Source organism: Mycobacterium sp., from assembly GCF_032159765.1.
In the GTDB taxonomy this organism is placed as follows: Bacteria; Actinomycetota; Actinomycetes; order Mycobacteriales; family Mycobacteriaceae; genus Mycobacterium.
In genome coordinates, this window is the sequence record NZ_JAVHWM010000060.1 from 25,344 (window position 1) to 45,692 (window position 20,349).

Here is a 20,349-nt window from a genome sequence, read left to right on the forward strand (position 1 = left end):
ACAGTTTCGTAAATTCGAGTCGGGATGTGCTGCAGGAGGCGTGCCCAATGGTTGACTTTCCGTCATGTTGACCGAACAAGAGCTACTCGCGCTCATCGACGCGGGCGACATCGACACGGTGATCGTGGCCTTCGCCGACATGCAGGGCCGGCTGACCGGCAAACGAGTGGCAGCGCGGCTGTTCAGCGAGGAGGTCGCCGCCCACGGCGCGGAATGCTGCAACTACCTGCTCGCCGTCGACGTCGACATGAACACCGTGTCGGGCTACGCGATGAGCAGCTGGGACACCGGCTACGGCGACATGGTGATGCGCCCCGACTTCAGCACCGTGCGGCGCATCCCGTGGCTGCCCGGCACCGCCCTGGTGATGGCGAACCTGACGTGGGAGGACGACAGCCCGGTGAGTGCGGCCCCGCGCAGCATCCTGGCCCGGCAGATCGAGCGGCTGGCCGAGCGGGGTCTGGTGCCCTACGTCGGCACCGAACTCGAGTTCATGTTGTTCGACAACACCTACCGCGACGCGTGGTCGCTGGGTTACCGCGGACTGACGCCCGCGACCGACTACAACGTCGACTACGCGATCCTGGCCACCACCCGGCTCGAACCGGTGCTGCGCGACATCCGGCTCGGCATGATCGGCGCCGGCATGTACTGCGAGGGCGTCAAGGGCGAGTGCAACCTCGGCCAGCAGGAGATCGCGTTCCGCTATGACCACGCGATGGTCACTTGCGACAACCACACGATCTACAAGAACGGTGCCAAGGAGATCGCCGACCAGCACGGCAAGAGCCTGACGTTCATGGCCAAGTTCGACGAGCGGGAGGGCAACAGCTGCCACATCCACATCTCGCTGCGCGGCACGGACGGCAGTGCGGTGTTCGCCGACCCGGATGCCGAGAACGGGATGTCGGAGCTGTTTCGCAGCTTCATCGCAGGCCAGCTGGCGACGCTGCAGGAACTGACGTTGTTCTATGCGCCGAACATCAACTCCTACAAGCGTTTTGTCGAGGGCAGTTTCGCGCCCACGTCGATCGCGTGGGGGATGGACAACCGCACATGCGCGGTGCGCGTGGTGGGGCGCGGGTCGGGCATGCGGATGGAGTGCCGGGCACCCGGCGGCGACGTCAACCAGTACCTGGCAGTGGCGGCGTTGATCGCCGGTGGCCTGCACGGTATCGACCAGAAGCTGGAGCTGCCGGAACCCTTGGCGGGCAACGCCTATGAGAGCGACGCAGATCAACTGCCGACGACACTTGCGGAGGCCGCTGATTTGTTCGCGGGATCAGAGGTCGCCCGGGAGGCATTCGGCGACAGCGTCGTCGGGCACTACCTCAACAACGCGTGGGTCGAAATGGAGACGTTCAACGCCGCCGTCACCGACTGGGAGAGGGTCCGTGGTTTTGAACGGCTCTAGTGAGGTTGCGCGTCCAGTCATCGGCCTCACCACCTACCTCGAGCAGACGCAGAGCGGGGTGTGGAATGTGCGGGCGAGTTTCCTGCCGCACATCTATTTCGAGGGTGTGACGTTGGCGGGCGGCATAGCGGTGCTGCTCCCACCGCAGCCCGTTGACGACGACATCGCCGCCCGGGTACTCGACGGGCTGGACGGCTTGGTGATCACGGGCGGCAAGGACGTCGACCCGGCCCGTTACGGCCAAGCGGCACACCCGAAGACCGACGAACCGCGGCAGGACCGCGATGCGTGGGAGTTCGCACTGCTGGCCGCCGCACTGCGGCGGGGGTTGCCCGTGCTCGGCATTTGCCGCGGCGCTCAGGTGCTCAACGTGGTGCTGGGCGGCACACTGCATCAGCATCTGCCTGACGCGGTGGGGCACAGCCGGCATCAGGCAGGCAACTCGGTGTTCTCGACGTCGCGCGTGGACGTCGTGCCCGGAACACGCCTGGCTGGGTTGATCGGCGAGTCTTCCGACGAGCAGTGCTACCACCACCAGGCAATCGCGGAGCTGGGCGACGGACTGGTCGTGACCGCCCGGGACACCGACGGCGTGATCGAGGCGGTCGAATTGCCCGGAGAGCATTTCGTTGTTGCGGTGCAATGGCATCCCGAGGAACGGCTGTCTGACCTACGGTTGTTCGCAGGCCTCGTCGAGGCGGCGGCGACGCACGCGACCGCGAGGCCGCGCGCATGACCGCGACGCAAGTGATCAACCCCGCGACCGAGGAAGTACTGCGGACGGTCGAACGGGTCGATACCGACGGGGTCGACGATGCGGTCGCCCGTGCGCGTGTCGCCCAGAGAGATTGGGCGGCACTGGCTCCCGCCGACAGGGCCGCAGGGTTGCGGGCATTTTCAGCCGCGGTCGACCAGCACGCACATGAACTGGCCGCGCTTGAGGTCGCGAATTCCGGGCATCCGATCTCCGCTGCCGAGTGGGAGGCCGGCCACGTCCGTGACGTGTTGCAGTACTACTCCGCGAGCCCAGAGCGATTGTCCGGCAAGCAGATCCCCGTCGCTGGCGGCCTGGACGTCACATTCAACGAGCCGCTGGGGGTCGTCGGCATCATCACGCCGTGGAACTTCCCGATGCCCATCGCGTCGTGGGGATTCGCCCCCGCGTTGGCCGCGGGCAACGCCGTGCTGGTGAAGCCTGCCGAGTGGACCCCGTTGACCACGATTCGCCTCGGTGAAATCGCCGTGGAGGCAGGGCTTCCCGCAGACCTGTTCCAGGTGCTGCCCGGCAAGGGCTCCGTGGTGGGCGAGCGGTTCGTCACGCATCCGGACGTACGCAAGATCGTGTTCACCGGATCCACCGAAGTCGGCACGGCCGTGATGGCGGGCGCGGCCGCCCAGGTCAAGCGCGTGACCCTCGAGCTCGGGGGCAAGAGCGCGAACATCGTGTTCGACGACTGCGACCTGGAGCGTGCCGCGGCCACCGCACCGTACGGAGTGTTCGACAACGCCGGCCAGGACTGTTGCGCGCGAAGCCGGATCCTTGTGCAGCGCAACGTCTATGACAGGTTTATGGAGCTGCTCGAGCCAGCGGTCAAGGGCGTGGTCGTCGGCGACCCGGCGTCGCGGAGCACGGAAATGGGTCCACTGGTGTCGCGTGCGCATTGGGACACGGTGTCCTCGTACGTCCCCGACGATGCGCCGGTCGCCTTCCGCGGCGATGCGCCGTCAGGTCCCGGTTTCTGGTTCCCGCCAACGGTGTTGACCCCGCGGCGTTCGGATCGCGCTGTCCGAGAAGAGATCTTCGGCCCCGTCGTCAGTGTGCTAGCGTTCGACGACGAGGCCGACGCGATCGCACTGGCCAACGACACGGAGTTCGGCCTGTCCGGTTCCATCTGGACCGACAACCTGTCGCGTGCGGTGCGAGTTGCCCGAGCGGTGGAATCCGGGAACCTCTCCGTCAATTCGCATTCCTCGGTCCGGTACAACACTCCGTTCGGCGGCTTCAAGCAATCCGGCCTCGGCCGCGAACTCGGGCCCGACGCGCCGCTGTCGTTCACCGAGACCAAAAACGTATTCTTCGCGATCGAACCGGGGGAGTAGGCATGATCGACCTGACGCAGCGGCTGGCCGGCAAGGTCGCCGTGATCACCGGCGGCGGTGGCGGAATCGGGTTGGCGACCGGGCGCCGGATGCACGCGGAGGGCGCCACGATCGTCGTCGGCGACATCGATCACGACGCCGGGCGCGCGGCCGCCGACGAGTTCGGCGGGCTGTTCGTGCCGGTGAACGTCACCGACAAGGACGCCGTCGACGCGATGTTCGACAGCGCGGCCAAGGAATTCGGCTCCGTCGACATCGCGTTCAACAACGCGGGGATATCCCCGCCCGACGACGACCTGATCGAGGTCACCGAACTGTCCGCGTGGCAGCGGGTACAGGACGTGAACCTGACATCGGTGTATCTGTGCTGCCGAGCCGCGTTGCGCCACATGGCTCCTGCGCAGGGCGCGGACGCGAGGAGCACCAAGGGGGGAGGCTCGATCATCAACGTCGCCTCGTTCGTCGCCGTGATGGGGTCGGCCACCTCGCAGATTTCCTACACCGCGTCCAAGGGCGGCGTGCTGGCGATGTCCCGCGAACTCGGCGTGCAGTACGCCCGCAGCGGCATCCGGGTCAATGCGGTGTGCCCCGGGCCGGTGAACACCCCGCTGCTGCAGGAGCTGTTCGCGAAGGATCCTGAGCGCGCCGCTCGGCGGCTGGTGCATGTGCCGATCGGGCGGTTCGCCGAGCCCTCCGAGATCGCGTCTGCTGTGGCATTTTTGGCCAGTGACGATGCCTCGTTCATCACCGCCTCGACGTTTCTGGTCGACGGCGGAATCAGCTCCGCGTACGTCACGCCAATATGAGCGCACAGGCGGTGAGCGACGCGCTGCTGCGGCCAGTGCGGCCTCAGAACGCGTTCGAGGACACCGTCGGGCGCCTCTTGCAGACCATCCGGCTCGGCGTCATCGGCCCCGGGGAATCGCTGCCGCCGGAGCGCGAGCTCGCGGCGCGGCTTCAAGTGAGTCGCGACACCGTGCGCGAAGCGATCAAGTCGCTCGCCGATGCGGGGTATCTGGTCTCGCGCCGCGGCCGGTACGGGGGCACGTTCCTGGCGGACGAATTGCCGAAGCCCGGCGCGGAAACCGGTGGGACACAGGGCATTACCCGGGCCGAGTTGAATGACGCTCTGGTGCTGAGGGAGATACTCGAGGTGGGCGCCGCGCGAATGGCGGCGGCTCGCACGTTGACGGCCGCCGAGCGTGAGCTGCTGTGGGCGCGGATGACCGACGTCCGTGGCGCTGATCCCGCAGACTACCGCCGGCTCGATTCGCGGCTGCACCTGGCGATCGCCGAGCTGGTTCGCTCGCCGTCGCTGGTTCCGCTGCTTGCGGAAAACAGGATGCGGGTGAACCGGCTGCTGGATCGCATCCCGCTGCTGCCGCGCAACATCGCCCACTCCGATGAGCAGCACGAGGCGATCGTGATCGCGATTCTGGCCGGCGACCCGGACGGGGCCGAGGCCTCGATGCGTGCGCACATCGCCGGCTCAGCAGCGCTCTTGCACGGCTTCCTGGACTGAGACGTGCGCTGTTCGGGCTGACCGCAGGCCTCAGTGTTGCCGTGATGGTGGCCACGGCGGCTCGCCACACAGGGCGAGCAGCGCGTTCTCGATCACCTCGGGCAGCGCGGGATGAATCCAGTACTGCCCCCGCGCCATGTCCTGCGCGGGCAGGCCGAAGCTCATCCCCTGAATGATTGGCTGGATCAGCGACGACGCCTGGGGACCCATGATGTGCGCACCGAGAAGCAGGCCGGTGTTGTCGTCGACGATGAGCTTCGCGAACCCGGTGGCGTCTTCCAACGCCCAGCCGTAGGCGACGTCGCTGTAGTCCTGAACTTTGACCCTGACGCGATGTCCCTTCGCCCGGGCCTGGTTTTCGGTGAGCCCGACGCTGGCGATTTGCGGATCGGTGAACACCGCGGACGGCACGAACCGATGGTCGGAGGGCATGAGTGTGTCGGTGTCGTCCCAGTCCTGCAGCAGGTTGTGCCGGACCACTCGGGCCTCGTGGTTGGCCACGTGCTTGAGTTGGTATTCGGAGCTGACGTCGCCGAGCGCGAAAACGCCTCGCGCGGAGGTGCGTTGGTATTTGTCGACGAGCACGCGTCCGTCGGCGTCGACGTCGACTCCGGCCTCGTCGGCATTGAGCAGGTCGCCGTTGGGCGTTCGCCCTGTCGCGACCAGAAGGACGTCCCCGCGCACGCTCCCGCCGCTGTCGCAGATCACCTCGATCTGTCCGTGGTCTTCACGCGCGTCGACGACATTGCTGTGGGCGTGGATCTCCCATTTCTTGGCGGCGATGTCGGTGAATCGCATCATGATCGTGTCGTCATGGCCGCGCAGCAGGGTGCTGCCGCGGATCACCATCGAGACGTGACTGCCGAGCGACGAGAAGATGTGCGCGAACTCGCTCGCGATGTAGCCGCCGCCGACGATCACCACATGCTTCGGCAACTCCGGAATCCGCATGACTGTGTTGCTGGTGTGATACGCCACCCCGCAGCTGGCGATCGCGTCCGGTATGACGGGACGGGAGCCGGCGGCGATGACGACCTTGTCGGCGGTGAACTCGTCTCCGTCGTCGGTGCGCAAGGCGTAGCGGTCGCCGCGTTTGGCCACGAATCGGGCGTGGGAGTCGTAGACGGTGACATTCGGCGAGGCGCGGCGATAGTTCTCCCCGCCCAGCGAAAGCGGATCGATGCGGCCGAAGACGCGCGACACGATATCGGGCCAGCGCACGCCGCTGACCGAGGCGTCGACACCGAAACGCGCTGATTCGCTGGCATTTTCAGCCACTTCAGCCGCGTAGACGAACATCTTCGTCGGGATGCAGCCGACGTTGAGGCAGGTACCGCCGAACACCCCTTGCTCGCAGATCGCCACGCTCATGTCGATGTAGCGTTCGTCGAGAATCGAGTTGCCCGAACCTGTCCCGATAATGGCCAGGTCGACGTGCGTCATGACATCTGCTTCGCGTCGCGCAGCAAGGTATCGAGCCACGCCGACAGTTCCCGGTAGACCGCACGGCGTGGCTCCGCCAACGACAAGAAGACGTCGTGTTTCGCGTCGGTGATCGGGATGATCGTGGTGCGGTTGCCCACACATCCGGCCCAGCGCGCGATCTGCCTGACGTCGAGTACCGCGTCCCCGCGTTGCATCTTGGCAGGATCCTTGGTCTCCGGAATTGTCTTGTCGGAGCGCAGGATCAGGCTCGGCACGCCCACGTCGAGCCCGCGGTGCAGCCTGGCCTGGCCGCGCCGGATCGCGCGGATCCAGCCGACCGTGACCGGGAACCCGCCCAACGGCTTCCACGCGAGGTTGTAGTCGAACTCCCCGCCGTAATCGCGGTGAAGGCTGCTCCCGTAACCGCTGTCGCCGGTGGCCCGCAGCACTCGTTTGGTATTCAGCCGCGACGCTGCACCAATTGCAGCGGATGTCACCGGTGTGCGCAGGATCGCCGGCCCGCGCAGGTCGAAGAAGGGGCTGTTGAGTACCAGGCCTGCGATGCCCATCCTTGCGGTGACACCGAGGCGCCGTAGCTGGTCGAGCCAGAGCGTCACGATCAGTCCGCCTGCAGAGTGCGCGGAGAGGACTGTCTTGGCCCCCGCAGTCTCGTCGGCGATCAGTGCCATCGCGCGTTCGAGTTCGATGTCGTATCGCGAAAGGTCTGTGGTGAAGTGTGGGGTCTGGCCGTCTCGCCAGGACCGCCCGCATTTGCTGAAGTCGATTGCGTAGAACGCGAAGCCCAGGCCCGTGAAGTAATCGGCGAGCTCAGTGTTGAAGAAGTAATCGGTGTAGCCGTGGATGTCGAGCACTGCATGCGCGGGGGACGGGTCGCCGTGCTCGGGCAAGCCTTTGCGGACTAGGGTGGCGACGATCTCGCCCTCGCCGTCCGGGTCCACCCCCAGCGACAGCGTGCGCTGAAAGTACCCCGGCAGAACGTCAGGCTCCCACGAGTCCTGCGCCTCATGAGAGCCGTTCATCGCTGTAGGCGCCACGCGACCTACCTTAACGAGACCGGCGAGCAGCCTGGCGGGATAATCTTGGCCATCGTGTTAGACCCACCAGCCACCACGACCGATGCGGTCCTCGTCGGCGCCGGAATCATGAGCGCCACGCTGTCGGCCTTGCTGCGGCTTCTCGAACCGGACTGGTCCATCACCCTGATCGAGCGCCTTGACGGCGCCGCGTGCGAGAGCAGCGATCCGTGGAACAACGCGGGCACCGGCCACTCGGCGCTGTGCGAACTCAACTACACCCCGCAGCGTCCCGACGGTTCGATCGACATCACCAAGGCCGTCAACGTCAACGAGGAGTTCCAGATCTCGCGGCAGTTCTGGGCGTATGCGGCCGAGAACGGGGTGCTCACGGATGTCCGCGGCTTCCTCAACCCGATCCCGCATGCGAGCTGGGTGCAGCGCCGCGACCAGGTGGATTTCATGCGGCGCCGCCGAGAAGCACTGGTGGGCAATCCGCTCTTTGAGTCGATCGAGCTGATCGAGGATCCCGATGAGTTCGCCAGGCGCCTACCGCTGATGTCGGCCGGGCGCAACTTCTCGGAGCCGATCGCTCTCAATTGGGCCCCGTATGGCACCGACGTCGACTTCGGAGCCCTGACCAAACAGCTCATCGGTTACGGGGTGCGCAACGGGACCGAGGCGCTCTTCGGTCACGAGGTCCGCGATCTCGCACGCCAGCGCGACGGCACGTGGACCGTGAAAGTGCGCAACAACCGCACCGGCGCGACCACCAAGATCCATGCCAAGTTCGTGTTCGTCGGTGCGGGCGGCGCCGCACTGAGGCTGATGCAACGGTCAGGAATCCCGGAAATCAAGGGGTTCGGGGGTTTCCCGGTGAGCGGCAAGTTCTTGCGCAGCGACAATCCCGAGCTGGCCGCCCGACATCGGGCCAAGGTCTATGGATTTCCGGCCGCGGGCGCGCCGCCGATGTCAGCGCCGCACTTGGACGCCCGCCTCATCAACGGCAAGACCTGGCTGTTGTTCGGGCCTTTCGCCGGCTGGTCGCCGAAGTTCCTTAAGCAGGGCCATGTCACCGACCTTCCGATGTCGGTGAAGCCGAACAATCTCGGCGAGTTGCTCAGTGTCGGGGTCTCCGAGAGGGCGTTGGTCTCGTACCTGCTGGGCCAGTTGACGCTGTCTGACGACGACCGCATCGACGCGCTGCGTGAATTCGCGCCGTCGGCAACGTCTTCCGACTGGGAGACCATCGTCGCGGGGCAACGCGTCCAGGTGATACGGCCGGAGAAGGATAAGGGCGGCGTGCTGGGGTTCGACACGACGGCGGTGATCTCGGCCGACGGCAGCATCGCCGGGCTTCTGGGCGCGTCGCCGGGCGCGTCGACGTCGGTGCACGACGTGCTCGATGTGATGGAGAGGACCTTTGGAAGCCGTTACGAGTCGTGGCTGCCCAGACTGAAGGAAATGGTGCCGTCGCTTGGCGTGAAGCTCTCCGATGAGCCTCGGCTGTTCCACGAATTGTGGGACTGGACCACACGCGCGCTGGGACTCTCATGACTGTGGCGCTGCATCGAGCCTGGGCCGAGGACCTCGACACGAGGACCCTGTATGAGCTGCTGAAGCTGCGGGTGGAGGTGTTCGTCGTCGAGCAGGCGTGCGCCTACCCCGAACTCGACGGGCGCGACCTGCTTCCCGAAACCCGCCACTTCTGGCTGGAAGATCCACGGGGAGAAGTGATTTGCACGCTGCGATTGATGGAGGAGCACCCGGGCGGCGAAAAGGCGTTCCGCCTCGGGCGGCTGTGCACGCGGCGCGAAGCCCGCGGCCACGGGCATACGACGCGGCTCCTGCTGGCCGCGCTGGCGGAGGTCGGTGACTATCCCTGCCACATCGACGCGCAGACCTATCTCGAGGAGATGTACTCGCGGCACGGTTTTGTGCGCGCCGGCGAGGAGTTCCTCGACGACGGCATCCCGCACGTGCCGATGGTCAAGCACGGGCCTGGGCCGCGTCCTGCCGCCGGACGTGACGAGGCGCCGTGACGATCTATCCCTTCAGCGCGATCGTCGGCCATGACCAGTTGCGGTTGGCCCTGGTGTTGTGCGCGGTGCGCCCGGAGATCGGCGGCGTGCTCATCCGCGGCGAGAAAGGCACCGCGAAGTCGACGGCGGTGAGGGGGCTCGCGGCGGTGCTGGCCGAGGCGGGCTTCGCGCGGCTGGTGGAGCTGCCGATCGGTGCAACCGAGGACCGGGTGATCGGGTCGCTGGATCTGCAACGGGTGCTTCGCGACGGCGAGCACGCGTTCACGCCGGGTCTGCTGGCCGAAGCGCACGGCGGCGTGCTCTACGTCGACGAAGTGAACCTGCTCAACGACTACCTCGTCGACGTCCTGCTCGACGCTGCCGCGATGGGGCGGGTACACATCGAACGCGACGGCGTCTCGCACACTCACGAAGCCAGCTTCATGCTCGTCGGCACAATGAATCCGGAGGAGGGTGAGCTGCGCCCGCAGCTGCTCGACCGGTTCGGCCTGACCGTCGAGGTGCGAGCGTCCCGCGAGGTCGACGAGCGGACCGAGGTGATCCGGCAGCGGATGGCGTTCGAGGCCGATCCGCATGCGTTTGTCCGCCGCTATGCCGATGCGGACGCCGCGCTGGCGCGGCGGATCGCCGCTGCGCGCGCGGCCGTCGGCGATGTGGTGTTGCCGGAGCGTGAGCTGCGCCGAATCGCCGCGCTGTGCGCGGCATTCGGTGTGGACGGAATGCGGGCCGATCTCGTGGTGGCGCGCGCCGCGGTGGCGCACGCGGCGTGGCGTGGCGCGAACGAGGTCGACGAACAGGACATCCGGGTGGCGGCCCAGCTGGCGCTTCCGCACCGCCGTCGACGCGACCCGTTCGATGAGCCGGAGCTCGACCCGCAGCAGCTCGACGACGCGATGGCGCAGGCGGGCGATGAGGGGGAGCCGCCGCCGGAGCCCGATCCGGACCCGCCGGGGGGTGGTCAGTCGAATCCTTATGACTCGCAAGGGGATTCGGCACCTGCGCCGAAGCCGCCCCGGCCCAGCGCCGCCCCGTCGGCGCCGTTCCGTACTCGTCTGCTCACGGTACCCGGCGTCGGTGACGGGACGCCCGGCCGTCGCTCGCGGGCCCGCAACCGAACCGGTGCGGTGATATCCGCGCATCCCACCGACGGATTCGGCGTCCATCTGTTCGGCACGGTGCTCGCCGCGGCGCGCCGCGGCAGCTCGGCGGGACCGCCTCGCGTCCAGCCTGACGACGTGCACCGGGCTATCCGCCATGGGCGGGAGTCCAACCTGGTGATCTTCGTGGTCGACGCGTCGGGGTCGATGGCCGCGCGCGACCGGATGGCAGCGGTGAGCGGCGCGACGCTGTCGCTGTTGCGCGACGCCTACCAGCGGCGCGACAAGGTTGCCGTAATCACTTTCCGTGGTTCGGGCGCGAAAACACTTCTGCCACCGACGTCCTCGGTGCACGTGGCGTCGCGGCGACTGGCGCGGTTTGAGACCGGCGGGAAAACGCCTCTTGCGCAAGGTCTTCTGGCCGCTCGGGACATGGTCAGGCGTGAACGTGTACGTGACCTGGGCCGCCGCAGCCTGGTGGTGGTGCTCACCGATGGCAGGGCGACGGGCGGCCCTGACCCGCTGGGCAGGGCAGAAGCGGCAGCGGCTCGGTTGGTGGCCGAGGACGTTGCAGCGGTCATTGTCGACTGCGAAACATCCTATGTGCGTTTGGGTTTGGCCGAGCACCTGGCGCGTCATCTCGGGGCGCCGGCGGTGCGGCTGACGCAATTACGGGCCGACGGCCTCACGCAGGTCGTCCGCGGCGCGGCCTGAGGGAGACGCTGAGAATGCCGCAGGGCAGGCCAGTCGTCATTCCCGATGACGGGAAGACCACCCGGGCGCGGCGTCAAGCGCCCGTGTTCGCGGTCCATACCGGCACCGGCAAAGGGAAGTCGACGGCGGCGTTCGGGATGGCGTTGCGGGCGTGGAACGCCGGGCTGTCCATAGCGGTGTTCCAGTTCGTCAAGAGCGCGAAGTGGAAAGTGGGGGAGGAGAGCGCTTTTCGTGAGTTGGGCAGGCTGCACGAGGAGCGCGGGATCGGCGGCAGCGTCGAATGGCACAAGATGGGCGCAGGCTGGTCGTGGTCGCGCAAGGCCGGCACCGATGACGATCACGCCGCCGCCGCGGCTGATGGCTGGGCCGAGATCGCGCGGCGGCTTGCGCAGCAGCGCCACGACTTCTATCTGCTCGACGAGTTCACCTACCCGCTCAAGTGGGGCTGGGTGGACGCCGACGAGGTGGTCGCAACGCTGGCGAGCAGGCCCGGTACCCAGCACGTCGTGATCACCGGCCGTGACGCTATGCCGCAGTTGCTCGACGCTGCCGATCTGGTCACCGACATGACGAAGGTCAAGCACCCGATGGACGCCGGCCGCAAGGGCCAGAAGGGCATCGAGTGGTGAGCACGCCGGCTGTCGTGATCGCTGCTCCCTCGTCGGGCAGCGGAAAGACCACGGTGGCAACGGGTTTGATCGGCGCGTTGCGCCGCATCGGTCAGACGGTCGCACCGTTCAAGGTCGGACCCGACTACATCGATCCGGGCTACCACACGCTCGCCGCCGGCCGCCCGGGCCGCAACCTCGACCCGGTTCTGGTGGGAGAGCACCTCATCGGCCCGCTGTACCGGCATGGATGTGCCGGGGCCGACATTGCCGTCGTGGAAGGCGTGATGGGACTGTTCGACGGGCGGATCGGGGAGGAAGCCGCGGGAGTAGCGCGCGGGTCGACCGCCCACGTCGCAAGGCTTCTCGGCGCCCCGGTGGTCCTGGTCGTCGACGCGCGGGGCCAGAGCCAGAGCATCGCCGCGCTGTTGCACGGGTTCACGACCTTCGTCCCCGCCGTCCGGGTCGGCGGGGTGATCCTCAACCGCGTCGGCTCGCAGCGTCACGACGAGGTGCTGCGTGAGGCGTGCGCGCACGCTGGCATCGCGGTTCTCGGCGCGATTCCGCGACTGGCTGAATTAGCTGTGCCGTCAAGGCATTTAGGGCTCGTGACTGCGGCCGAGCACGGCACCGCCGCACGGCGCGCAGTGACCGCGATGACCGATGTCGTCGCCGAGCACGTCGACGTCGCGGGCGTCGCCGCCATCGCAGGCACCGCGGTGAACAACCCCGCGTGGGACCCCTCAGCCGGCATCGCCACCGAAGACGCCCCTGTCACGGTGGCGATCGCCGCAGGTAACGCATTCACCTTCGGCTACGCCGAGCACGAGGAGATGCTCTCTGCCGCAGGAGCGGACGTCGTCGGATTCGACCCGCTGACCGACACGTTGCCCGCCAACACCGATGCGCTCGTACTGCCGGGTGGGTTCCCCGAACAATTCACCGCTGAGCTCTCCGCGAATGACTTTGTCCGCCAACAGATCCGGGCATTGGCGGAACGCGGGGCGCCGGTCCACGCCGAATGCGCGGGGTTCACCTATCTGATGTCCGAGCTCGACGGGCACCCGATGTGCGGCGTGCTGTCCGGTTCGGCGCGGTTCACTGATCTCCTGACGCTTGGCTACCGCGACGCCGTCTCCGTCACCGACTCGTCCGTCCGCGCCGCGGGGGACCGCGCCGTAGGCCACGAATTTCACCGCACCACAGTCGAATTCGCCGAACCCTATCAGCCGGCGTGGGTGTACCGGGGCCAGCACGCCCGCGCCGTGCGCGACGGCGCCGTTTACGGAGGGGTCCACGCGTCCTACCTGCACGCCCACCCGGCCGCGTCGCCCGGCGCGGTGTCCCGCTTCGTCGCGCAGGCTGCGCGCTCTAGGCTCCTCAGGTGACCGAGAACCCGTATCTGGTCGGACTACGGCTTGGCGGCAAGAAAGTCGTCGTCGTGGGAGGCGGCAGCGTCGCACAGCGTCGTCTCCCCCTGTTGATCGCCAGCGGCGCGGACGTGTTCGTCGTCACCCGCTCTGCCACACCGGCAGTGGAGGCACTCAGCCGACAGCAGCCCGGAATATCGTTGGAACTGCGCGACTATCGCGACGGCGACCTCGACGGCGCGTGGTACGCGATCGCCGCGACCGACGATCCCGACGTGAATGCGGCGGTTGTCGCCGAGGCGGAGAGGCGCACGATTTTCTGCGTCCGGGCGGACATCGCGAGGGACGGAACCGCCGTCACCCCTGCGTCATTCGAATACGAAGGGCTGGCCGTCGGAGTCCTTGCCGGCGGCGAGCACCGGCGTTCGGCCACGATCCGTTCGGCGATTCGCGACGCGCTGCAGCAGGGCATCATCACCGTCGAGACCCCAGATGTGATCCCGGGCGGTGTAGCCCTGGTCGGAGGCGGGCCGGGGGATCCGGAGCTGATCACGGTGCGTGGGCGGCGGTTGCTGGTGCATGCCGATGTCGTTGTCGCAGATCGGCTCGCGCCCGCCGAGCTGCTTGCCGAACTACCGCCACACGTCGAAGTGATCGACGCGGCGAAGATTCCGTACGGCCGGGCGATGGCGCAGGACGCGATCAACGCTGTCCTGATCGAACGTGCCAAGGAAGGCAAGTTCGTCGTGCGCCTCAAGGGGGGCGACCCGTTCGTGTTCGCGCGCGGATACGAGGAGGTGCTGGCGTGTGCCGATGCCGGTATCCCGGTGACGGTCGTGCCAGGTGTGACGAGCGCCATAGCCGTACCCGCACTGGCCGGCGTCCCGGTCACCCACCGGTCGATCACACACGAGTTCGTGGTGGTCAGCGGCCATGTACCACCGGGTGATCCCGAATCGTTAGTGAATTGGGATGCGCTGGCCGCGATGTCGGGGACCATCGTGCTGATGATGGCCGTCGAGCGAATCGAGCAATTCGCCGATGTGCTGCTGAAAGGTGGACGACCAGCGCAAACCCCCGTGCTGGTGGTGCAGCAGGGCACGACGGCGGCAGAACGCACGGTTCGTGCAACGCTTGCCGACGCGCCGAAACGCATTCGCGAAGAAGGTGTGAGACCACCCGCGATCATCGTGATTGGCGCTGTCGCGGGATTCCCGGAATTAAAGGAAAGCTAAGAATACTGTAAGGTAACCGTCCATGACGGCTCTCAATGACGCAGAGCGCGCGTTCGTGGAACACCATGACCGCAGAACGCTGAATCGCGCCAACAAGGCCGCCCTGGACGCTTCGCGAGAGTCCGGCCGGTCGCGGCCCGCGTGGCTACCCTCGCGGAAGTTCATCGCCGCGGTTGTCGCCATTGGCGGCATGCAGCTGCTCGCCACGATGGACAGCACTGTCGCCATCGTCGCGCTGCCCAAGATCCAGAATCAGCTGAACCTCTCCGATGCGGGACGCAGCTGGGTGATCACCGCCTACGTGCTGACCTTCGGCGGGCTTATGCTCCTCGGCGGCCGGTTGGGCGACACCATCGGGCGCAAGCGCACGTTCATCTCCGGCGTCGCCCTGTTCACCATCGCGTCGATCCTGTGCGGGCTGGCCTGGAACGAGGGCACGTTGGTCACGGCCCGTCTGCTGCAAGGCGTCGCGGCCGCTATCGCGTCGCCCACGGCGCTCGCGCTGATCGCGACCACATTCCCGAAGGGGCCCGCCCGCAACGCGGCGACGGCGATCTTCGCCGCGATGACCGGCATCGGCTCGGTGATGGGCCTGATCGTCGGCGGCGCGCTCACCGAGTTCTCATGGCGCTTGGCCTTCCTCATCAACGTGCCGGTCGGGCTGCTCATGGTCTACCTCGCGTACACCACGCTCGTGGAAACCCACCGCGAACGGATGAAGCTGGACGCCACCGGCGCCATTCTGGCCACGCTTGGCTGTACCGCTGCCGTGCTCGCCTTCTCGATGGGGCCCGAACAGGGCTGGTCATCGCCGGTGACGATCGTTTCGGGCATCGCAGCCGTGGTGTCCCTCGGGGCGTTCGCGCTTGTGGAGCGCACCGCTGAGAACCCGTTGGTGCCCTTCGACCTGTTCCGCGATAGGAACCGGCTTGCGACTTTCACCGCGGTCTTCCTGGCCGGCGGTGTGCTGTTCACGCTGACCGTGCTCATCGGCCTGTACGTGCAGGACATCCTGGGCTACAGCGCGCTGCGCGCAGGTGTCGGCTTCATCCCGTTCGTGATTGCACTGGGCGTCGGCCTGGGTTTGTCGTCTCACCTGGTCTCGCTGTTCCCGCCGCGTGTGCTGGTCATTGCGGGCGGCGTTCTCGTGCTCGGCGCGATGATCTACGGGTCAACGCTGCACCGGGGGATCCCGTACTTCCCCGACCTGGTGATACCGATCGTGGTCGGCGGCGTAGGAATCGGGCTTATCGTCGTGCCGCTAACGGTGTCGGCGATCGCGGGTGTCGGCTTCGACCGGATCGGCCCCGTCTCGGCGATCGCACTGATGGCGCAGAACCTCGGCGGGCCTGTCGTGCTGGCGGTCATTCAGGCGGTCATCACATCGCGGACCCTCTATATGGGCGGCACCAACGGCCCGGTCAAGAACATGAACCCCGCGCAGCTACACGCCCTCGACCAGGGCTACGCGTACGGACTGCTGTGGGTGGCCGGGGTGGCCGTGCTGGTCGGCGCGGCAGCGCTGCTCATCGGCTACACCTCCGAAGAGGTCGCGCACGCGCAGGAAGTCAAGGACGCGCTGGACTCTGGAGATATCTAGCCCTCCCGTGAACGTCGACTTTGTGTCGACTTTTGGCCACGATCTCGACAAGAACTCGACGCTCGCGGCTCATGGTGGGATGGGGAGGCCTGGACACACTTCCATGTAGTCCCTGCCCGGCACCCAGGCTTGCCATTGCTTGCGGCTGAAACTGACGCTGGCGCGCCTGCTACTCGAACTTTCCCGCGCTGGTCTCAGTTTCGACGAGAGCCAGATCGCGGCGGCCCAGCACACCCTCGAAGCCGTCGAGTCGGGCGAGCTCTAGGCTTGTCGGCTGTGATCACCCGCATGTCCGAGCTCTTTCTGCGCACCTTGCGTGAGGACCCCGCCGACGCCGAGGTGCCCAGCCACAAGCTGCTGATCCGCGCGGGATACGTCCGGCCCGTCGGCCCGGGCCTCTACACGTGGCTGCCGCTCGGGTTGCGGGTGCTGCGAAAGATCGAGCGAATCGTCCGCGAAGAGATGAATGCGATTGGCGGACAAGAGATCCTGATACCGGCGTTGCTGCCGCGCGGGCCGTATGAAGCAACCAACCGATGGACGGAGTACGGCGACGGAGTCTTTCGGCTCAAGGACCGACGCAAGGCCGACTACATGCTCGGGCCCACGCACGAGGAGCTGTTCACGCTCCTGGTGAAGGGGGAGTACAGCTCGTACAAGAACTTTCCGCTATTGCTGTACCAGATCCAGACGAAATACCGCGACGAGGCGCGTCCCCGCGCCGGCATTCTTCGGGCGCGTGAGTTCGTGATGAAGGATTCGTATTCGTTCGACGTCGACGAATCCGGTCTCAAAGATCACTATCACGCCCACCGCGAGGCATATCAGCGGATGTTCAACCGGATGGAGGTGGCCTACGTCATCGTCTCCGCGGTGTCAGGCGCGATGGGCGGCAGCGCATCCGAGGAGTTCCTCGCTGAAAGTCCCGTCGGTGAAGACACTTTCGTGCGTTGCAAGGAATCCGGATACGCCGCCAACGTAGAGGCGGTGATCACCCGGCGGCCCGAGGCGGTCCCGTTCGAGGGGTTGCCGGAGGCGGTGGTGCATGACACTCCGGGAACGCCGACGATCGCGACGCTGGTCGAGTGGGCGAACTCCGCGGGTGTACTGGGACGCGAGGTGAGCGCGGCCGACACGCTGAAGAACGTGGTCGGCAAGACCCGACTCCCCGGTGGCGATTGGGAACTGCTGGCGATCGGCGTGCCGGGCGATCGCGAAGTCGACGACAAGCGGCTGGGCGCGGCGCTGGAACCGGCGGAGTACGCGCTTCTCGATGACAGCGACTTCGAGAAGTACCCATTCTTGGTGAGAGGCTATATCGGACCAAAGGGACTGGCGCAGAACAATGTTCGCTATCTCATCGACCCGCGGATCGGCGACGGGACGAGCTGGATCACCGGCGCGGACGAATCCGGCAAGCACGTCGTCGGGCTGGTCGCCGGGCGCGACTTCGTCGCCGACGGGACGATCGAGGCCGCCGAGGTGCGCGACGGCGACATGTCACCCGATGGCGCAGGACCGCTGGTGGCCGCCCGCGGCATCGAGATCGGCCACATCTTCCAGCTCGGCCGCAAGTACACCGACGCTTTCACGGTCGACGTGCTCGGCGAGGACGGCAAGCCCGTGCGCCTCACGATGGGTTCCTACGGCGTCGGGGTGTCGCGGCTGGTCGCCGTGATCGCCGAGCAGCATCACGATGAAATCGGCTTGCGATGGCCGTCGTCGGTGTCGCCGTTCGACGTGCACGTGGTGATTGCGAATAAGGACACCGCCGCCAGGGACGGCGCCGAAGAGCTGGTCCGCGATCTGGACCGCCTCGGCATCGACGCGCTGTTCGACGATCGGTCAGCAGCGCCCGGCGTCAAGTTCAAGGACGCCGAGCTGCTGGGTGTGCCGTGGATCGTGGTGGTCGGCAGGGGGTGGGCCGACGGCGTGGTCGAGCTGCGCGACCGGTTCAGCGGCGAGACCCGCGAGATCGCGGTCGGTGCGGCGGCGACGGAGATCGCGACGGCCGTCTCAGGATGACGGCTTCTCGCTGCCCCCGGGAAACGGCACTGTGGGCGGCCACTTGTTCAGCACCTGCCGCCAGCGTGCCGCCCGTACCGCGCACTCGGTCAAGGCGGTCACCGCGAACGCCCGATCCTGCGACGTCGTCGCCTGCTCCAGCACCGCTCGCCAGGCCACGGCGTCGTCGCCTTCCATCGTGACGGCCAGTGTTGCGGCGTCGTTGTAGTTCTTGACCGTGATCGGCAACCGGTAGCCCACCGCGGCGATCGGCGCAGCCAGAGATCGTGACGCGAGGATGGCGATCGCGGCCTCGCGGCGCGCGCGGTGTTCGTCGAGGGAATCCGAGACCAGCTCGTTGACGTCGGGCATCGAGTGCGCGGACACGAACCCGTAACCGTAGATCGTCGCGTGTTCGGCCTCGATCGCGTCGGCGAGCGCCTTGTCCGGGGGCGCATCTGGGCGCTGCGTTGGCGTCGGCTGCGGAGAGGTCACCGGGCGGGCTCCTTCATCACCAGCGAGACCGCTACCGATGCGGCGCACGACGCGGCGATGGAGCCCAGCAGTCCCGCGCGGTAGCCGGACAGCTCGGCAGCCAGTTTGGTTGCGCTGTCGGCGGATTCGCGCACCGCGGTGATGACGTCGGTGCGCGAGGGCGGGGGCTGCGCCGACCCCGACGACGTGGGCGCAGCCGACGTCGACGACGTGGTGGTGGTACCCGCCATGCGGGCAAGCTCGACGGACAGCGCGTTCGCATGCATCTTGCGTTCGTCGGCCACCAGGCCGAGCAGCGGGCCGTCAAAGGGCCCGGCCGCCGTCGCAGCGGCGGCAGCCATCTGGCTGTCGCGGCGCGCGAGATCGAGCTGGCCGATGAGCTCGTCGAGCTTGGGCGGTTCCTTGGCGCCGCACGCAGCCGTGGTGGCCCCGAGCGCGGCCGCAGCAGCTGCGCCGATGAGCACGGTGCGCCGGCTCAGCTGCGGGACGGCGGGCACGGGATCCAGATTGCTCCTCACGTCCGCAGAAGGCATCTGCGACATACTGCCATCCGCGTTTGCGCCGTTAGGGCCCGGCAGCAACGATGGGCTTTGCCTTCGGTGTCGTCGTCGTGGAGGTGTCGGATTTCTGCGGGGCGGTCTGTCCGGCCGGCATCACGATCGGCGGCGCCGAGGATTTTCCACTCTTTTCGGTGTCGTCGGCCTTGAGGAGGTCACTTGGCGGCCAGTCCAGATCCGTCGGGGGCCAGGCGGTGTTCTCGTCGGTGGTTTCGCCGCTGCTGTTGCTGCCGTCGCCGACTTGGGTGACGTCGTTGTTGTTGGTGTTGCTGTTGCTGTTGTCGGCGCTGGCCGGCGCCGCCAGACCCAGGGCCGCCACTACCAGCAGTCCGGCCAGTCCAATGCAGAACGCTCGATTCATAGAGTCAGGATGTCCCCGTAGGTGTTGACGCTGTCGTTGCCGAGATCCGTTGTGATCGAGGTGTAGGCAAAGAATCGGAGTGAGACGACGCCGGCACACCCGTCGACCTTGATGTGCGCATCGTGAACCGTGACTTCGCCGCTGCGTCCTTTGAGTGACATCTTGCCCAATCCGAGCGTCTTGATGTTGCCGGGCAGCAGGTTGATCGAGCCGTTGATGCCCAAGTCCGCGTATGGACCGAAGTCAGACAAACTCGTGAAGCCGCCGCTGATGCCGATGTCGGCGTTGGCGCCAACGTTTCCGCCCTGGCTCAGGTCGAGCTGACAACCCAGCTGAGCGCCCATCAGGAGGGTGCCGGAATTGACCGGGGACTTGCCGCTGCCGTCGATCTTGGCAACTGCCTTCCCCGTCACGAACGCCTCCTTGGTCAGTGGGGTCGCCGCCATGTTGGGAACCGAGTTGATGGTCATCTTGACGAGCCCAGCGCTGAAATGCCAGCCGTCGTCGGTATCGGCGGCCTGGGTCACGTCGGCGACGGGGATGGGTTCGGCCACCGCGACGCCGCAGCCGAGAAAAAGTGTTGACAAGACAACAACGGCGGAACGAAGGATCGTGCCCACAGCACCGCCTTAGCAAGACTCCGGGTGGTCGCGGCAATCGTATTGACCGATGCTGGGAATTACGTACGAGCTTGATGGCGCTTAGCCAGGCGGCTGGGGACGGAGTCAGCCACGGGGCCTTCGGGGCCTGATCGCCGCCTGAATGCGCCTG

20 protein-coding genes are annotated in these 20,349 nt (G+C 66.9%); 14 read left to right on the plus strand and 6 right to left on the minus strand.

What is annotated here, in order from left to right; translation table 11 throughout:
• Window positions 1–64 precede the first annotated feature (64 nt).
• From QOH60_RS06180 to QOH60_RS06200, 5 genes are read left to right on the plus strand one after another with little or no spacing between them, the layout of a single operon-like run.
• Window positions 65–1,414 (plus strand): glutamine synthetase family protein, encoded by a 1,350-nt coding sequence (locus QOH60_RS06180; RefSeq protein WP_526418202.1) that lies wholly within the window; start codon window positions 65–67, stop codon window positions 1,412–1,414.
• Window positions 1,395–2,150, plus strand: coding sequence for a gamma-glutamyl-gamma-aminobutyrate hydrolase family protein (locus tag QOH60_RS06185; RefSeq protein WP_526418204.1), 756 nt, complete (start codon window positions 1,395–1,397; stop codon window positions 2,148–2,150). Before QOH60_RS06180 ends, QOH60_RS06185 begins: the two co-directional genes overlap by 20 nt.
• The gene (locus tag QOH60_RS06190) at window positions 2,147–3,514 is read left to right on the plus strand and encodes an aldehyde dehydrogenase family protein (RefSeq protein WP_526418206.1); all 1,368 of its coding nucleotides are present in this window, start codon (window positions 2,147–2,149) and stop codon (window positions 3,512–3,514) included. Before QOH60_RS06185 ends, QOH60_RS06190 begins: the two co-directional genes overlap by 4 nt.
• Before the next feature lie 2 nt (window positions 3,515–3,516).
• Entirely contained in the window at window positions 3,517–4,320 is an 804-nt protein-coding gene (locus QOH60_RS06195) for a 3-oxoacyl-ACP reductase (protein ID WP_526418208.1), read from the plus strand.
• Window positions 4,317–5,036, plus strand: coding sequence for a FadR/GntR family transcriptional regulator (locus tag QOH60_RS06200; protein WP_526418210.1), 720 nt, complete (start codon window positions 4,317–4,319; stop codon window positions 5,034–5,036). Before QOH60_RS06195 ends, QOH60_RS06200 begins: the two co-directional genes overlap by 4 nt.
• 30 nt (window positions 5,037–5,066) lie before the next feature.
• Here the strand turns inward: QOH60_RS06200 and mtr are convergent, their stop codons facing one another.
• Together mtr and QOH60_RS06210 are read right to left on the minus strand one after the other, a co-directional pair.
• On the minus strand, window positions 5,067–6,479 hold the full coding sequence (gene mtr, locus QOH60_RS06205) for a mycothione reductase (protein WP_526418212.1): 1,413 nt from the start codon (window positions 6,477–6,479) through the stop codon (window positions 5,067–5,069).
• Complete coding sequence (locus QOH60_RS06210; RefSeq protein ID WP_526418576.1) at window positions 6,476–7,501, minus strand: alpha/beta hydrolase; 1,026 nt, start codon at window positions 7,499–7,501, stop codon at window positions 6,476–6,478. The genes mtr and QOH60_RS06210 overlap by 4 nt, the downstream gene beginning before the upstream one ends.
• Before the next feature lie 69 nt (window positions 7,502–7,570).
• On the opposite strand from QOH60_RS06210, the gene mqo reads away from it, so the two are divergent.
• The 9 genes from mqo (at window position 7,571) to QOH60_RS06255 (ending at window position 18,186) form a co-directional block, all read left to right on the plus strand.
• Window positions 7,571–9,052: a malate dehydrogenase (quinone) gene (mqo, locus tag QOH60_RS06215; RefSeq protein WP_526418214.1), complete on the plus strand. Its 1,482-nt coding sequence runs from the start codon at window positions 7,571–7,573 to the stop codon at window positions 9,050–9,052.
• Window positions 9,049–9,537: a GNAT family N-acetyltransferase gene (locus QOH60_RS06220; RefSeq protein WP_526418216.1), complete on the plus strand. Its 489-nt coding sequence runs from the start codon at window positions 9,049–9,051 to the stop codon at window positions 9,535–9,537. The genes mqo and QOH60_RS06220 overlap by 4 nt, the downstream gene beginning before the upstream one ends.
• Complete coding sequence (locus QOH60_RS06225) at window positions 9,534–11,348, plus strand: VWA domain-containing protein (RefSeq protein WP_526418218.1); 1,815 nt, start codon at window positions 9,534–9,536, stop codon at window positions 11,346–11,348. Before QOH60_RS06220 ends, QOH60_RS06225 begins: the two co-directional genes overlap by 4 nt.
• Before the next feature lie 14 nt (window positions 11,349–11,362).
• Window positions 11,363–11,977, plus strand: coding sequence for a cob(I)yrinic acid a,c-diamide adenosyltransferase (gene cobO, locus QOH60_RS06230; protein ID WP_526418220.1), 615 nt, complete (start codon window positions 11,363–11,365; stop codon window positions 11,975–11,977).
• Entirely contained in the window at window positions 11,974–13,344 is a 1,371-nt protein-coding gene (locus QOH60_RS06235) for a cobyrinic acid a,c-diamide synthase CobB (RefSeq protein WP_526418222.1), read from the plus strand. The genes cobO and QOH60_RS06235 overlap by 4 nt, the downstream gene beginning before the upstream one ends.
• On the plus strand, window positions 13,341–14,561 hold the full coding sequence (cobA, locus tag QOH60_RS06240) for a uroporphyrinogen-III C-methyltransferase (protein ID WP_526418224.1): 1,221 nt from the start codon (window positions 13,341–13,343) through the stop codon (window positions 14,559–14,561). Before QOH60_RS06235 ends, cobA begins: the two co-directional genes overlap by 4 nt.
• A gap of 22 nt (window positions 14,562–14,583) precedes the next feature.
• A complete protein-coding gene (locus QOH60_RS06245; protein ID WP_526418226.1) occupies window positions 14,584–16,161 on the plus strand; it encodes an MFS transporter in 1,578 nt (525 codons plus the stop codon).
• 139 nt (window positions 16,162–16,300) lie between these two features.
• On the plus strand, window positions 16,301–16,426 hold the full coding sequence (locus tag QOH60_RS06250) for a hypothetical protein (RefSeq protein ID WP_526418228.1): 126 nt from the start codon (window positions 16,301–16,303) through the stop codon (window positions 16,424–16,426).
• 11 nt (window positions 16,427–16,437) lie between these two features.
• The gene (locus QOH60_RS06255; RefSeq protein ID WP_526418230.1) at window positions 16,438–18,186 is read left to right on the plus strand and encodes a proline--tRNA ligase; all 1,749 of its coding nucleotides are present in this window, start codon (window positions 16,438–16,440) and stop codon (window positions 18,184–18,186) included.
• Here the strand turns inward: QOH60_RS06255 and QOH60_RS06260 are convergent.
• The 4 genes from QOH60_RS06260 to QOH60_RS06275 are packed head-to-tail and all read right to left on the minus strand — an operon-like array spanning window position 18,178 to window position 20,132.
• Window positions 18,178–18,660 carry a ferritin-like domain-containing protein gene (locus QOH60_RS06260; protein ID WP_526418232.1) on the minus strand — a complete coding sequence of 161 codons (483 nt, stop codon included), beginning with the start codon at window positions 18,658–18,660 and terminating at the stop codon, window positions 18,178–18,180. The genes QOH60_RS06255 and QOH60_RS06260 overlap by 9 nt on opposite strands.
• A complete protein-coding gene (locus QOH60_RS06265) occupies window positions 18,657–19,193 on the minus strand; it encodes a hypothetical protein (protein WP_526418234.1) in 537 nt (178 codons plus the stop codon). The genes QOH60_RS06260 and QOH60_RS06265 overlap by 4 nt, the downstream gene beginning before the upstream one ends.
• A 31-nt stretch (window positions 19,194–19,224) precedes the next feature.
• Entirely contained in the window at window positions 19,225–19,578 is a 354-nt protein-coding gene (locus tag QOH60_RS06270; RefSeq protein WP_526418236.1) for a hypothetical protein, read from the minus strand.
• Complete coding sequence (locus QOH60_RS06275) at window positions 19,575–20,132, minus strand: MspA family porin (RefSeq protein ID WP_526418238.1); 558 nt, start codon at window positions 20,130–20,132, stop codon at window positions 19,575–19,577. The genes QOH60_RS06270 and QOH60_RS06275 overlap by 4 nt, the downstream gene beginning before the upstream one ends.
• Window positions 20,133–20,349: the final 217 nt, after the last annotated feature.